The sequence below is a fragment of the Aeoliella fuhlenseeensis genome (genome assembly GCF_052161615.1).
GTDB lineage: Bacteria > Planctomycetota > Planctomycetia > Pirellulales > Lacipirellulaceae > Aeoliella.
Genome location: NZ_CP197417.1, coordinates 3039578 through 3053979, shown reverse-complemented (window position 1 = coordinate 3053979; position 14402 = coordinate 3039578). Strand labels below are relative to the sequence as shown.

Here is a 14402-nt window from a genome sequence, read left to right as displayed (position 1 = left end):
TCTTCGTTGACATCAGGGGGCAGGGCGGTAGGATGATACAAATCCCTAACTGCCATCGAGTTGCGATGCGCACCCGCGTGCCTCAAGAGACATCAAAGCCACCATGCCCGAGCCGATCACTCAACTCGAACTTGCCCGCGCCGGAAGTATCACGCCCGAGATGGAATTCGTGGCGAATCGCGAGCACCTCGAACCCGAGCTCATCCGCAGCGAAGTGGCGGCGGGGCGGATGGTGATTCCGGCGAATCGCGTGCACCTCGCCGGCCGGCTTGAGCCGATGGGTATTGGCATCGCCGCCAAGTGCAAGGTGAACGCCAACATTGGCAACTCGGCCGTCACCAGCAACGTGGATGGCGAGCTTGAAAAACTGCACATGGCCGTCCACTTTGGGGCCGACACGGTAATGGACTTGTCGACCGGCAAGGACATCGACCGCATTCGCCAAGCGATCATTGCCGCCTCGCCCGTGCCGATTGGTACGGTGCCGATCTACCAGATGCTCGAAGAGCTAGGCGGCAACATCGAGGACATGAAGCCGCAGAACTTTCTGGACATGGTCGAGCATCAGGCGAAGCAGGGTGTCGACTACATGACCGTGCACTGCGGCGTGTTGCTCGAACACCTCACTTATACGATGAACCGGGTCACGGGCATTGTGAGCCGGGGCGGTTCGTTGATCGCCAAGTGGATGATGACGCATCGCAAGCAGAATCCGCTGTACGAGTCGTTCGACGACCTGTGCGACATCATGCGGCAGTACGATGTCACTTGGAGTCTAGGTGATGGTTTGCGTCCTGGTAGCATTGCCGACGCCAGCGATCACGCTCAGTTTGCAGAACTAGACGTGCTTGGCGAACTCACCATGCGCGGCCGCGAGCGTGGCACCCAGGTGATGGTTGAAGGTCCCGGTCACGTGCCGATGGACCAAATCCAAATGAACATCGAGCGTCAGATCGAAGTGTGCGATGGCGCTCCGTTCTACGTGCTCGGCCCGCTTGTGACCGACATTGCTCCCGGTTACGACCACATCACCAGCGGCATCGGCGCTGCCCTCGCGGGTTGGTACGGTGCGGCGATGCTTTGCTACGTGACGCCCAAGGAACACCTTGGCCTACCCGAGCCCGAAGACGTCAAGCAAGGCATGGTGGCCTACAAGATTGCGGCGCACGCCGCGGACGTGGCTCGCCATCGTCCGGGGGCTCGCGATTGGGACGACGCCCTGTCGAAGGCCCGCTTTGAATTCGACTGGAACGAGCAGTTTCGCCTGGCCCTCGACCCCGAAACGGCCCGCGCGTACCACGACCAGACGCTGCCGCAGGATACGTTCAAGAGCGCCCACTTCTGCAGCATGTGCGGCCCGAAGTACTGCTCGATGAAGATTACTCAAGACATCCGCAAGATGGCCGACGAGCTACCTGGCGGAGACCAGTTGGTCGAGATTGGTTCGAATCATTCGTAAGTGCACTTCGCACTTACTACTTCTGTAACGGAGAGTTTTATGCGTACGCTCAGTGCCCTTGCTCTGTTGTCGCTCGGTGCCATGATTGGTTGCGCCGAAAATCCAACCGCCCCGGTGGCATCACCCGAAGCCCCCGCTGCTCAGCCCGTCGTGTTTAACGCGGGTGGCAATCCTACCGTAGAAATCGATGTCCCAGGCCTGCACTGCGAACACTGCTCGGCGACTGCTTGTGAGCTGCTGAAGGACGTCGAAGGTGTGGTGGACGTGAAGGCCGACCCCGAGACCAAGAAGGCCACAATCGCCGTCAAAGATGGCGAATTCGACAGCGAAGCCGCCCGCACCGTTCTTGAAGAGCAATTCGGCGAAGCAACGGTTGTTGACGGTGCGAAGAGCTAGAGCACGCAGTAAAACCGAATTTCCTTGTAGCCGGATTCGCAAGAATTCGGGTGGCCCACGAGTGGCTCCCCGAACTCTTGCGAGTCCGGCTACTTTTTTCTCAACTCTGGATCGCTACTCATCACTCAAGGTCCGCTCTTCGGGACGATAGAGTAGTGCGATCGGCAGCATGATGGCGGCCGTGGCGGCGAACACCAAGTTTCGCGGCCAGTTGCCGGCTTCGAGGATTTTGATTACCCCCAGGAAAATTACGCCGCCGGCGATGATGCCTAGGAAGTTGCACTGGTTCATCACGGCGATCATGCGGCCCTTGTCTTCCGGCGGCGGAAGCACTTGGAGCGACACTTGAATCGGCACCACGAACATGCCGGTAAAGAATCCCAGGAGCACTAGCACCGGGATGGTTCCGCCGAAACCGAGCAGATGGTTGTTGGGTCCGCCAGGAATCGCCAGCAGCGCGAGGCATACGAACATGCCGTACGCCCCCGCGCCGACGACGCGCGGGTTGATGCGACCCTTAGAGAGGATGCCTCCCACCACGCAGCCAATCGGGATGCCGACCGCCATCATCGCGGCGAGAAAGCTCGTCCATTTGTTGTCGAGACCAAGTTGCGTTTTGCCGAGTGCGTTCACGCCCTGCTGAACGATGCTGCCGAGCATCCAGAACGTGCTAGTGACTAGCAAGGCGAGCATTAGTTGGCGATTGCGAAGCACTAGGCGAATGATGTCGCCTGGCACGAAAAGGTCTTGGGCGCGGAGTGGCGTGCCGGGTGTTGCCGCGGGGACGCGCCAGACGAAGAAAGAAGTGATCGTGCCGACCACCGCGATACCCACGCAAATAGCCGAGCCTCGCCAGACCCCATCAGCCGCCGTCTCGGCGTCGGCACCTTCTTGAATCAACAGTCCCGCCAGCCCCATGCCGAAGATGATGGCCACGAACGTGAACATCAGGAAGATGCCGTTAGCGCGGGGAAGGTCGGACGCGCGGATGGCCTCGGGAAGGATGCCGTACTTAGGGGGACCGAAGAAGGCACTCTGCAATCCCATCAGGAACAGGACGACCAGCATGCCGTTGAAGCCAACCAGGTTGTAGTAGTAGAAGCCAATCATGCCTGCTGCCATGACGACGATTTCGGCAACCTTAGACCCTATGATGAGCGTTCGCTTGCTGGTGCGATCGGCAAGCCATCCCGCGATGCCAGAAAATAGGATGAAAGCAAGGGCAAAGACGATGGTCGCCTCGGCTTGGCGATCGCCCTTCGGCGCGGCGGCTCCGGCGATGAGTGCGGGTGTGGCGAGTAGCAGCAACAGCTGCTTAAACAAGTTGTCGTTGAACGCACCGAGGAACTGCGTGATCGCCATTCCCCAAAAACTGCGGTCGGCCAGCAGCGTGGGCTGGGTTCGATGCGAGATACCAGGCAAAGCGGTAACGGGCGAGTCGTGCGGCGGGAGTGCGTCGTTCATGCGGCCGATTATGAACGGGCCTAGGACTTGCCCGCAAGGTCACCGCTCTGGGTAATAGCCGGACTTCGAGCGAATCCGCTCAAGGACCTCGGGCAGCGGGTACTCGATGATCGGCAAATCGAGCGACACCAATTCGCGAAGCCGGTGCCATCCTCGCGTGACAACTTGCTCACGCTCGCTCACAAACTGCGGATCTAACTCGCGCTTGTCAAAGTGGCCCTCGGCAATCACGGGGGCGAATTTCTCGTCGACGATGAACTGAGCGAGCGCAGGGTTGCAGCGAAGATGACGTTCTTTGGACGTATGCAGCACTTCGGGGTCGATCATGCCGATGACGTAGCGAAGGTATAAATCGCTATCGACCAGCGAGGCAACATCCTCGCCGCAAACTTCGCACAGATAGCCTTCGTCGCACTTCGCCATGCTATAGGCCGAGGACGTTTTGCATGTTGTAGAGGCCCATCGACTTGTCCTGCAACCATTCCGCAGCGACAAACGCCCCGCGTGCGTAGCAGTCGCGGTTGGTCGCGGCAACGCGAAGCTCGATCGTTTCGCCGAGCAGCCCGAAGATGATGGTGTGCTCGCCCGGATTGTCGCCACCGCGAATGGCGTGGTAGCCAATCTCGTTGTGCGGCCTCGCACCGGGGCGGCCCGAGCGGCCGTGCTGCGAGTGGCTCTGGCCCATCGCACCGGCGACGATCTTGCCAAACGCGAGCGCCGTGCCGCTGGGCGAATCTTCCTTGAAGCGGTGGTGCCGCTCGATGATTTCGACATCGGCGCCGGTGGGGTGATCGCGAAGTGCTTTGCCCGCGATCTCGGTCAGCTTCATGGCGAGATTCACTGCCATGCTCATGCTCGCGGCTTTGACGATGGGGATGTGTTGGCTGGCGGCGATAATTTCGGCTTCCTGGGCATCACTCAATCCCGTCGTTGCGAACACCAGGGGCACCTTATGCTCGACGCACTTGGCGACAAGTTCACTGGTTGCCTCGGGGACCGAGAAGTCGATCACGGCATCCACTGCCTCGGGCCAATGTGGACCGAGCGTCACACCAATCTCGCCGACGCCGGCGATCACGCCCGCGTCTTTTCCGGCATTGCCGTGCTTGGCCGATTCGAGGGCCGCCACGATTTCGATGTTCGGATCGGCAACACCCAAGGCAACAAGCCGCTGGCCCATACGTCCGCCGGCTCCGTGAATAGCTACTTTGATCGGCAAGGGATGCTTCTCGTGATGAATGACTTAGCTGTAGTGAATGGGTGAAAAGCCGACTAACTGTTGAGCTGGATTGCTCGAACGATGGCATCGAGGTCGTTGTCCACTTGTACCGCGCGGTTGGCAAACGCGGCACGGCTGACACCACGGCTGCCGAGCACGCGGTCGAACTCTTTTTGATCGCTGGTATGGTACGCCACCGTTGCGGTGGGGTCCTTGAGCTGATGGCCGGTGAGAATGCACACGACCTGCTCGTCTGGCGCAATGACACCTTGCTCACGAAGAAGCTTGGCACCCGCAACGCTCGCGGCGCTAGCTGGCTCGCAGCCCAGACCACTCGCGCCGACTTGAGCCTTGGCGTCGAGGATCTCCTGGTCGTTCACTTCGCGAACGACGCCGTTCATGAACTCTAGCCCTCGTAAGCATTTGTCGAGGTTTACGGGGCGATTGATTTCGATCGCGCTGGCAATGGTGTCGGCGCGAAGGTGACCGGCGTCGAGCTCGGCGTAGTAGCCGTCCGTGATCTTGGTATTCGGTGCGCCGTTGTTCCACCGCAGACCGCGATTCTCATACAGCTCGTACAGCGTGTCGGCACCCTTGGCGTTGATGATGGCGAGACGCGGCACTCGATCCACCAGCCCCAGCTCTTTGAGTTCCATGAACGCCTTGGCGAACGAGCTGCTGTTGCCCAAGTTGCCACCGGGCACGACGATCCAGTCGGGCACCTGCCAGTCGAGGCTCTCAAGCACTCGCAGCATGATGGTCTTCTGACCTTCAAGCCGGAACGGGTTAACGCTGTTCACCAAGTAGATGCCCATCCGAGTGCTCACTTCGCGCACCCGTTGCATCGCGTCGTCGAAGTCGCCAGTGATCTGGATGGTGAGCGCGCCGTAGTCGAGCGCCTGCGACAATTTGCCGTAGCTGATCTTGCCCGAGCCGATGAAGATCACGGCCTGCATCAGTTTGCTTACCGAGCAGTAGAGCGCGAGCGACGCGCTCGTGTTACCTGTCGACGCGCACGCGGCGCGCTTCGCACCGATGGTGTGGGCATGCGTAAAGGCGGCGGTCATGCCATTGTCTTTGAAGCTGCCCGACGGGTTCATCCCTTCGTACTCGAGTAGCAGCTTGCCGGGCTTCATGCCGACGAAACTTCCGACGCCATCGGAAACCATCAATGGCGTCTGCCCCTCGCCAATGGTTACCACCTTCTCGGGGGGAGCGAAGGGCAGCAGCTCGTAGAACCGCCACACACCACTGCGGCACAGGGGATCGTTGCGCCGCGTCCACTTGGCTTCGAACTCGCGCAGGTGCGAAGGAACCGGCAGGCGGTCCCACTCGTAGGCGATGTCGAGCAGCGAACCGCACTCGCCACAGTTGGTGCGTACCTCGCCCAGGTCGTAGGTGGCACCACAGGTCGGCATGATGCACCGCTGCAGGGCTAGTTGCTTCGAGGTTGCCACGCGGGTGGACACAGCTAAATTCTCCTCGGCTGGCACGCCGGCATGGGGGTATTTGGGGGATGGCCCGCCACCGAATCGGGGGTACAGCAGGCCGGGGACGAACTCGATCGGGAGACTCACTCTGATCGTAAATCGCCACTATCAAACAAGTTACTGAAGTGTACTGGACGTTCTGCGACGCCGCAACTCGGAACACCCGCCCGCACGACCCCTACAGTGCATCTTTGTAGACCCCGCGTAGCCGTGGGGTTAGAATGACGGGTCTGGCCCATGGCCTAGTGAGACCACTGAGACCGATCCGCCGACTTACGACGAATCGCCCTGATCCGGAGACCTTGATGAAAAAGACCGACGCCGAGGCTTTCAAGAATCAGCTCCTTACACTCCGTGCCCGACTGCGGGGCGATGTTTCGACGATGGCCGACGCGGCCCTGCGAAACAATGGCTTGGAGGGGGACACCTCCAGCATGCCGATCCACATGGCCGAACTAGGGAGCGAAAACTTCGAGCAGGAGTTCACGCTGAGCCTAGTGGCCACCGAAGAAGACACCCTGCTTCGAATCGACGAGGCCCTCGAGCGGATCAACAACGGCAGTTACGGCAAGTGCGTTGAGTGCGAAGGGGTGATCCCCAAGACGCGGCTCAGTGCGCTGCCTTACACGCCCATGTGCATCAAGTGCGCCGAGAAGTTGGAAAACAACTAAACAGTCTCGACGCCTCGCATCACGCAAGGGACATAGGATGTCCGCTACCGACACCACGCCTGCGAATTCAGCCGCCACTGGCCCCGCGCCTGCGGCGGCTTCGTACTCGTTGCGTGGTCGGCTGCTGTTGTTTCTGATCCCCACCGCAGTGGGGTTGGTCGCCGACCTTTGGAGCAAGCACTGGGTGTTCGCGCAGCAGGAATTGCGCGAGCACCAGATCTGGTGGCTTGTGCCCGACTACATGGGATTGCAACTCAGTCTCAACGAGGGCGCCCTGTTCGGCATGGGGCAAGGATTCGTTTGGATCTTTGCAACGTTCGCGGTAATCGCCGCGATTGGCCTCCCGATGTGGCTCTTCCGTTATGGCGCGGCGAGCGATGCGTGGCTTACCTTTGCGATCGGCTGCATCATGGCAGGCATTCTCGGCAACTTGTTCGATCGCCTTGGATTGCACGGCGAAACGTGGTGGTATGACCCCGAACGCATCGGCACCACGGCTTATGCGGTACGCGACTGGATACTCCTGCAGTGGGGGGACAAGTACCGCTGGCCGAACTTCAACATTGCCGACTCTCTGCTTGTCGCTGGCGCGGGCATCGTGTTGGTGAAAGCCTTCTTCGAAAAGCCGGTCGCTGCTCGGTCTTAGTCTTCGGTCTTAGTCTTAAGTGTGCGGATATGGAACACTCTTAATGTGTTTCATTGAACTAAATGGCCGCAAAGTTGTGGGGCTTTCCGAAATAGCAGGTTTGCCATCGAATTCGGGCTTCCGCCGCGTCGAACAAAATGTCAGAAAAATGTAGTGACCTCATGTGATGAACTGCCTAAAGAGTCAGGCTAGGCAATTCGTCACTGTTTTCGAGTTGGGTTCAAGCTGGGAGGATGCAACACAGGTTTCCAATCAAGATGGTGCATTGTAGGAGACGGTGCGATGAGAGTATCACGATCGATGGCGTATGCCATTCAGGCATTACTCCAGTTGGCCCTTGCGGACACCAAGACGCCTATTCCTTGTAATCTGCTAGCTCGCGAGGGCCAGATGCCCGAACGATTTCTGTTGCAGATCCTTCGCTCGCTGGTCAACCAGGGGCTGCTGACTTCCATACGCGGGGTCGACGGCGGCTACGTGCTAGCCAAGCCCGCCGGCGAGATCACGCTACTCGAAGTGTACGAGGCGTTTGACACGCCCATTGTCCCCAGCGTGCCACCGCTGCCCTCGCTCGGCGATCATGCCCGTCAGCAAATGGCGACCAGCATGAATCGCTTGGCCAGCTTGGTGCGGCAGGAGCTTTCCCAGACCAGTATCGCAGACTTACTCGAATGCCCCGCGAAGGCCGAGGCCGAGGTGGAAGTTTATAGTCCCGGCTACTGAGCCGCGGTCTTGCGACCTTCGGGCGAGAACGAGATGTGCGTGCCGGCGTCCAAGAGTCGCAAGTCCACAGCAAATTGACGTTCGCGCAAGGCACCTTGCAGTTGGCGGTACTGCGAGGTGCTATCGGGGTAAGTCCACACCATCACAATGGTGTCACGCGGATTTGACTTGGCGAGTGCCGCTTGGAACGCGGAGCCAGATGCTAAGGCCTCGTCCAACTCTTCGCCAACGTACTCCGATGCCGGATGAATCTCGCCGGCCAAAAAGGTGATGACCTGGCGTGCTCCGCCGGGGCCCGGTTCCGATGCTCGCGAGATGAGCGCGTACTGGAGTTCAAAGCCAGCGATCGGCCCTAAGCGACCAATGCCACCGAGTCGCTGCAAGTCGCGACGATGGGCGTCGAGCGGGCGGCCATCGAGCTGACCAAGTAGCGCCTCGAATGGCACCACCGCCACCCGGCCTTTCTCGAGCCGCAGGTGCAGCGTCTTCTCGCTCTGCGAGCGGACGATGGGCGTCGGGGTGTGAATCAACTTCTCGGTTTCTTCGGTCTTCGAGGCCAAAGCAACCTTCTCGAGCATGACCTTTTCCCACTCGTGATCGGCCTTCGCGAGCTCGCTCCGCACCGCGAGCCTCGCCGCTTCGTCCTCGCTCAGTTTTGACTTAGCCTGTTCGAGTTCCGCCGCCACTTCGCTGTTGTACGACGCCAAGTGCATGCGGCTCACTTCCATGCTCTCAGCTTCGACCTCTACTTCGGCAACGCGATTGACGAGGTTCGCGATGTCGGACCGAGCGGCAAGCAGCTTCGACTCGCGTTCCTTGAGCATCGCCTCGGTGATGACTGGCCCCGTCGAAGCGGCGACCTCCTGCTCTTCGACAATCTGCGGCTGCATGGCGGCGCGGACACCGACGATGATCACCAGCAAGATCAAGATGCCGACGATGTTGGCGACGATGTCGAGGAACGAGTCCTGGACACTCTCTTCGTTGTTGATGTCGTCGGATTTGCGATATCGAGCCATGTCCGTCGTCCAAGTCTAAGGCAGCTTTGCGAGTCGCACTTCAACACCACTCTGCCGCAAGGCCGTGGCGAGTTGTTGAGCCAGGTTTTCACCGCCGGGGGCGACTGACATCTCAAGCACCGGTTGCCAGTACAAGCCGTCGCCCGCAATGCCCCAGTCGGTTACCTCTTTACGAACCGCATCGACGAACTTGGTCGCCGCGGCACGCATGTCGGTGTCGAGCGGGATACTACGGTCCGCGGCCGAACTCTTGCTAGAGCGAACCACGAGTTCCTGCGGCGATACCCGTACCTTGATCGTGCGCACCAGTGCCATGCCGGGTAGCGGGGCGTCACGCGGAGTGACTGGCATCGCGTAGGGCGAAGGTTCCCCCATCATCCCCGACGCACCCGATACCTGCCCGCTTTGTGCTTGGGCCCCTTGAGAGGCGTTGCCCTGGCTCGCTCCCTTTTCACTCTGCGCTGCTTCGCCGTTCTTCGCGGCGGCGAGCGCCGCAGCTTGCTCTGCCAGCGTCGATGGCGGTGTGGGCTGTCCCGGTCCGGCTTGGGTGTTCTGGTTCTCACCCGATCCTTGGCTCGTTCCCTGTCCCCCTTGGAGCGAGGGGCCATTCAGCGCATCGGCCGCCGTCATCTGCGAAGGGTCGACGGTCCCGTCGCCCGCCTTCGCAGCTTCCTCGGCTTGCTTGCGGGCCATATCGACCGCGGCGTAGCGGTCGAGTTGCGGCTCGGTACCTTCCTGGCCCTGGCCGTTGCCTTGAGAGCCCGTGCCGCCTCCCGCCATTTGTCCCGTCGGAGGCTGGCCACCCATCATGGTGCCTGCCATGCCGCTGCCGTTCATGGGGCTGCCGCTTGATTGAGCCGCAGCCGATTCGAGCGCCTGTGCCAACTGTCCCACGTCGATGCCACCGCGACTGAGCATCATCGCCGCGTCGCCACCTCCACCCGATCGCCCACCGACCGGCGTGTAGTTGCTCGGCATCTGGCCGCGACGAACTCGTTCGAGCAAGCTTGGCCCGAAGCTGAAGGTTGTCAGCTCGTTCTCCACAAAAGTGCCAGGTGCCCGCTCGCGGTACTGCGCCATTTTGAGTCGAGCATTTTCAACAGCACGGCGAATCTCGTTCGCTAGCGCTGGATCGGCGGCGCTGTAGTCGAGCTTCCAGTCGGCGTCGATCACTTCGTAGCCGAACTCCATATTCGTCTCGGTAAGGGTCGCCAGAACCCGCGCGAAGGAACCCGAAGCATCGGGCCGACCAATCACCAGCGGGTAAGCTTCCTTCGCGTCCGACAAACCCTGATCGATGTAGTACCGCTGGGCCGCGCGAACGGCGGAGGGCAGGGGGCCACCCGACAACAATGCTTCGTTGAAGTCCGCGGGGCCGAGCTCGATGCCTTCGGGCTGGAAGATCACTTTGTCGCGCAGGCATTCGATGTACACCGGCTGGCGGTGCGTTCCATTCGCACCATCGTAGGGTACGAGGGCGTAGCTCTTAGAGCCTTCGCCAGCTTCGGCGCGTAGCTTCTCGATTTCCGCCTTCGTTTCGGCGAGCAGTGCTCGCTGTTTCGCGAGCCGCTCCTCTGCTTGGGCAAGATCGTCCGTGGCACCTTTGTCGAGCGACTTTAGTTCCGCGACCTGAGCCCGCAACAGTTGCAGCTGCTCCTGCCGGCGACGGATGTCCTGCTCCATGGCGCCGAGCCTTTGCTCGCCACGGCGTAATCGAGCGAGTAGCTCCTCGCGACCGCGCGCAAACTCGGCGGCCGCTTCGTCCATTTGGGCGAGCACCTGGCTCAAGGCTTTCTGTTCCGCGTCGTCGACGGCCGGTGCGCTCGATGGGTGCTTGCTGATGTACTTGCGTTCGGCCTGGTCGAGCTGCACGCTCGCCATGACTACCAGCAGCACCACCAGCACCCCCATCGTGCACAACAGCACGGCGAGAAACGGGAACAGCGAGGCCGTAATCGTGTTGTTGCGGCGACTGGCGCGGCTCATGCGGCGTGGCTAGACTTGTTGCCGACATGGGGCGAGTCGAAATCGACATGCGGGCGACCAGCGCCCTCGCGACCCATGCGGGCACTCAGCAGTTGAATGGCAGCCGACAGGCTGAGCAACGTTTCTTCGAAGTTGTGCGTGCGACCCAGTGTCGCCAGATTATTGTTGAGCGTGTCTTCAAGTCGTTTGATCTGCCCCGTAGCATCCACGACTTGCAGCAAGATATCGCCTTGACGAACGAGCTGCTGTTGCTGCTCGACCGTCGCACTTGCGGCATCGACCAGGGCGTTTTGCATGCCACCGAGCATCCTCTCGCTCTGCTGCACCAAGCGTTCTTGGCGATCGGCAGCCAGCACCATCGCTTCGCCCAGAGCCGCTTCGACTTCTGACAAGTGGCGGCGGTTCTCTTGGGCGAGTTCCTCTTCGCTCTTCGTCAGGGTTTCACCATGCTTGTGCAAAGCTTCGACCAGCAGTTCGGCCATCCGCTCCAGTCCGTCGCGGAGCTTGCCAATCAGGTCGCTAGTGACTCCCTGGAGCGACTCGGACTGCGTTTGGATCGAGGTACCCAGCACTTCAATCTGCTTGGAAACGACTGAGTCGAGTTCGCGGCTGTGCTTAATGAACGAGTCGTCGATCAGTTCCAGGCGACTTACCACACCATTCTCGATGGCGTTGACGTTTCGTTTGACCCCTTCGTTCAGCAGCGTGATCTGGTTCTCGATCGCCGTGTTCATCGCCGAAAGTTGGCTGCCGAGCAGGTGCTCTAGCGCCTTCACCTGGCGATCGGTTGACGTGGTAAGCGTCTGCGCGTGACGTTCGAGGCTGTCGTGAATGGACGACTGCAGCGACTCGTCGAGCAACTTGCCCGTGGCCGCGGTGATGTCGGCCCAGTGGCGGTGGCTCTCTTCGATGGTGTCGCGGAGGATCTGACCCTGGCGGACGCTCATCGTTTCGACGGTGCGAACCACCTGCTCGGCCATCCGGCGAACAGCCGCGACCTGTGGATCGTTCGCCGAACCGAACTGGAAGAACCGGCCCACTAGCTCGGCCTCGGTGCGGGTGTCCACCCGCGATAGCAGCTTCGACTCCATGCCCTCCACCACGTACTTGGCGAACATGATGGGGATGGCGAGCGTCAGCGACACGGCCGTCGTATCGAACGCGAAAGTCAGTGGCGGAATCACTTGTTTAAGCGACTCGATAATCGCCTCGGCGTCGAACGACAAATGTCCGACCGCCTCGCCGATACCGAGCACCGTGCCCAAAAAGCCGAGGCTCGGGACGGCCCATAGAATGATTCGTGTCATTGAATAGCCGTTCGACATGCGGTCGAGATCGAGCTCTTCGAGGTGCAATAGTTGTTTGTCGAGCGTCTCGGCCGAGTCTTTACGAGTGACGAATTCTAGCGCCGCACGCACCCGCTGGATCAAGTACGTACCTTGATACAAGGCAGGGACTTCGTCCAATTGCTCCATGAGTCGCGGGGCGTCGCTCGTCGGTTGCCCGCCCGCCGAGATCGGTTCGAGCAGCGTGCGGTCGAGCACCGCGAATTGTTTGATCAGCCCTAGAGCCCGGATCGCGAGTCCCGCCATGGCAATAAAGCCAAGTGCGAAGGTAACCTTCTCGATCCAGTGCCCCATGACGTAGCGGTCGAGCAAGTCGCTATTGATCACGTCCTGCTTTAAGAGCGCGTAGAACAGCATCCAAGCCAAACCGCCCCACAGGATGGGGGAGCGAAGCAGCCATTCGGAAAACGAAGCAATTCGTGACACGTTCGAGCATCCTTTCTCGGTCTGGAGGCAATCCATTGCCTCACCACCGGGCGTTTGCATAGCAGGTGCGCAGCCGACCTGCGGGCCCTCAACGCTAAGATCGGCGTAATCGTTAAACTCAACCAGTCAAAGTGTCAAATTCAACTAGGCGAGAGTGCTGGTGGTGCAAGCACTGAAGGCAGATCTGTCCCTTCCAATTCAGTAGACTTCAATAGCCGGACGGCCACGCCGTCCGCGAAGGCCTCAGCAGCTAGGGGTGCTCAAATCCGCCACCAGGCCTCGGTTCCATCGATGTGCAGAATGAACTCCATGACGTCTTCGCTCGCATCTCGTGCCGAAGCCGGGCGCAATCTAACGCCCAAGTCGTAGATAGCCGTCCATACCGCCTCCCACTCGACCCATTTTTCTGCGTTCATCAGTTCGAGCTCTCGTTCAAAGAGAGGTCGGACTTCCTCAAACGCCGGGGTGGGGTGGAAGTTGCCTTGGTGCCAAGGGAAGTCTGGCGACGCCGCGGTGAGCTCCCAAGGAGTTCATCGTCGCGGTAAAGGAGGTAGTTCACGCCCATTCGCTTCGCTAAGCTCAATCGGTGTTCGAGAAGAGCACATGGAAGACTCGATCCCAGGGCACTTCGCCTAAGCAATACTCGTACGGCCGTATATGCGCTGGAAGTGGCTGAAGAAGTGTAGAGAGACCTAAGAAGTGATAGTTTGATTCATTGAATGCCTCCAGTGCGGCGTCCATGGTGCGATCCACACCGAATCGAGGATCCAGCAGAGAATCTAAGTCGAGCGGCTGCACAGCGGATGACTTCGCTTCGTAGCTAACATCAGTTCGCCCCATCGCGGCAAACGGGGCCATTAGGCTTAAGTAGATCAGCAGCCCCGGCCCGTGATACGGTGTCCATTCTGGAGCAAGAGATAATCTTCCAGTAGAGAAGCTCGGCGTAAGCGCGACCGAGTAGTAGTTGCTGAGTCCGCCGTTCGCGACCACGCGTGCATCGTAGTGACCAGACTTGGTAAGCTCGGTGATCGCAGGTTGGATGTATTTCACAATCGGATCAACGGAAACGAACGCTTGATCCGCGATTTCCCAAGCTGCGATCTTCTCAAGTTGTTTCTCGGTGATCTGCATCTGAAGGTTCCCCCCTCACTCCCGATACACCGCAAAGCACTTCGGCGTCTCCCACAACTTCGCCTCGAGAATCGGGAAGCCCGCCTCTTTCGTCTTCTCATAGATCAGTTTGACGATGTTTTCGGCGGTGGGGTTGTCGTCGAGCAGGTACAGCGGCTCGCCCATTTCTTGCAGCATCGCGACCGCGGGGTCGTCTTTGCACAGGATCATGCGGTGGTCGAGGTTCTCGTCGATCCACGTGGCGACCACCTCCTTGATGTCCGAAAAGTCGAGCACCATCCCCAGCCGGTCGAGCTTCGGCGACTCGACCGTGATGATCGCCTTGCCATTGTGCCCGTGCAGGTTTCGGCACTTGCCGTCGTAGTTCAAGAGACGATGGCCGTAGCAGAAGTCGATTTCGCGAGTGACTTGGAACATGGAGTGACT

General features: G+C 60.0%; 15 protein-coding genes. 5 read left to right on the top strand and 10 right to left on the bottom strand.

From position 1 onward, the window contains the following. Positions 1-91 precede the first annotated feature (91 nt). On the top strand, positions 92-1459 hold the full coding sequence (thiC, locus tag SH292x_RS12045) for a phosphomethylpyrimidine synthase ThiC (RefSeq protein ID WP_442485856.1): 1368 nt from the start codon (positions 92-94) through the stop codon (positions 1457-1459). 39 nt (positions 1460-1498) lie between these two features. Further along, positions 1499-1855, top strand: coding sequence for a heavy-metal-associated domain-containing protein (locus SH292x_RS12040; protein ID WP_442481245.1), 357 nt, complete (start codon positions 1499-1501; stop codon positions 1853-1855). Between the two features lie 114 nt (positions 1856-1969). On the opposite strand, the gene SH292x_RS12035 is transcribed toward SH292x_RS12040, so the two are convergent. From SH292x_RS12035 to thrC, 4 genes are read right to left on the bottom strand one after another with little or no spacing between them, the layout of a single operon-like run. Continuing rightward, on the bottom strand, positions 1970-3319 hold the full coding sequence (locus SH292x_RS12035; RefSeq protein ID WP_442481244.1) for an MFS transporter: 1350 nt from the start codon (positions 3317-3319) through the stop codon (positions 1970-1972). A 39-nt stretch (positions 3320-3358) separates the two neighbouring features. Next, a complete protein-coding gene (locus tag SH292x_RS12030; protein ID WP_442481243.1) occupies positions 3359-3742 on the bottom strand; it encodes a hypothetical protein in 384 nt (127 codons plus the stop codon). Between the two features lies 1 nt (position 3743). Further along, positions 3744-4538: a 4-hydroxy-tetrahydrodipicolinate reductase gene (dapB, locus tag SH292x_RS12025; protein WP_442481242.1), complete on the bottom strand. Its 795-nt coding sequence runs from the start codon at positions 4536-4538 to the stop codon at positions 3744-3746. Between the two features lie 53 nt (positions 4539-4591). Then, positions 4592-6007, bottom strand: coding sequence for a threonine synthase (gene thrC / locus SH292x_RS12020; RefSeq protein ID WP_442481241.1), 1416 nt, complete (start codon positions 6005-6007; stop codon positions 4592-4594). Between the two features lie 326 nt (positions 6008-6333). Here thrC and SH292x_RS12015 point away from each other — a divergent pair, with 326 nt between their 5' ends. The 3 genes from SH292x_RS12015 to SH292x_RS12005 all read left to right on the top strand — a co-directional run bounded on the left by SH292x_RS12015 (position 6334) and on the right by SH292x_RS12005 (position 8068). Then, a complete protein-coding gene (locus tag SH292x_RS12015) occupies positions 6334-6699 on the top strand; it encodes a TraR/DksA family transcriptional regulator (RefSeq protein WP_442481240.1) in 366 nt (121 codons plus the stop codon). Between the two features lie 37 nt (positions 6700-6736). Then, the gene (locus tag SH292x_RS12010; protein WP_442481239.1) at positions 6737-7345 is read left to right on the top strand and encodes a signal peptidase II; all 609 of its coding nucleotides are present in this window, start codon (positions 6737-6739) and stop codon (positions 7343-7345) included. A 282-nt stretch (positions 7346-7627) separates the two neighbouring features. Further along, positions 7628-8068: an RrF2 family transcriptional regulator gene (locus SH292x_RS12005; RefSeq protein ID WP_442481238.1), complete on the top strand. Its 441-nt coding sequence runs from the start codon at positions 7628-7630 to the stop codon at positions 8066-8068. On the opposite strand, the gene SH292x_RS12000 is transcribed toward SH292x_RS12005, so the two are convergent. From SH292x_RS12000 to SH292x_RS11975, 6 genes are all read right to left on the bottom strand, one after another. After that, entirely contained in the window at positions 8062-9087 is a 1026-nt protein-coding gene (locus tag SH292x_RS12000) for a hypothetical protein (RefSeq protein WP_442481237.1), read from the bottom strand. The genes SH292x_RS12005 and SH292x_RS12000 overlap by 7 nt on opposite strands. Before the next feature lie 15 nt (positions 9088-9102). After that, positions 9103-11073 (bottom strand): hypothetical protein, encoded by a 1971-nt coding sequence (locus SH292x_RS11995; protein WP_442481236.1) that lies wholly within the window; start codon positions 11071-11073, stop codon positions 9103-9105. Further along, entirely contained in the window at positions 11070-12845 is a 1776-nt protein-coding gene (locus SH292x_RS11990; protein WP_442481235.1) for a MotA/TolQ/ExbB proton channel family protein, read from the bottom strand. Before SH292x_RS11990 ends, SH292x_RS11995 begins: the two co-directional genes overlap by 4 nt. 260 nt (positions 12846-13105) lie before the next feature. Beyond that, positions 13106-13261 (bottom strand): hypothetical protein, encoded by a 156-nt coding sequence (locus tag SH292x_RS11985; protein WP_442481234.1) that lies wholly within the window; start codon positions 13259-13261, stop codon positions 13106-13108. 163 nt (positions 13262-13424) lie between these two features. Beyond that, complete coding sequence (locus SH292x_RS11980) at positions 13425-13976, bottom strand: hypothetical protein (protein ID WP_442481233.1); 552 nt, start codon at positions 13974-13976, stop codon at positions 13425-13427. Positions 13977-13991: 15 nt separating this feature from the next. Beyond that, on the bottom strand, positions 13992-14393 hold the full coding sequence (locus SH292x_RS11975; protein ID WP_442481232.1) for a 6-pyruvoyl trahydropterin synthase family protein: 402 nt from the start codon (positions 14391-14393) through the stop codon (positions 13992-13994). Between the last annotated feature and the right edge of the window lie 9 nt (positions 14394-14402).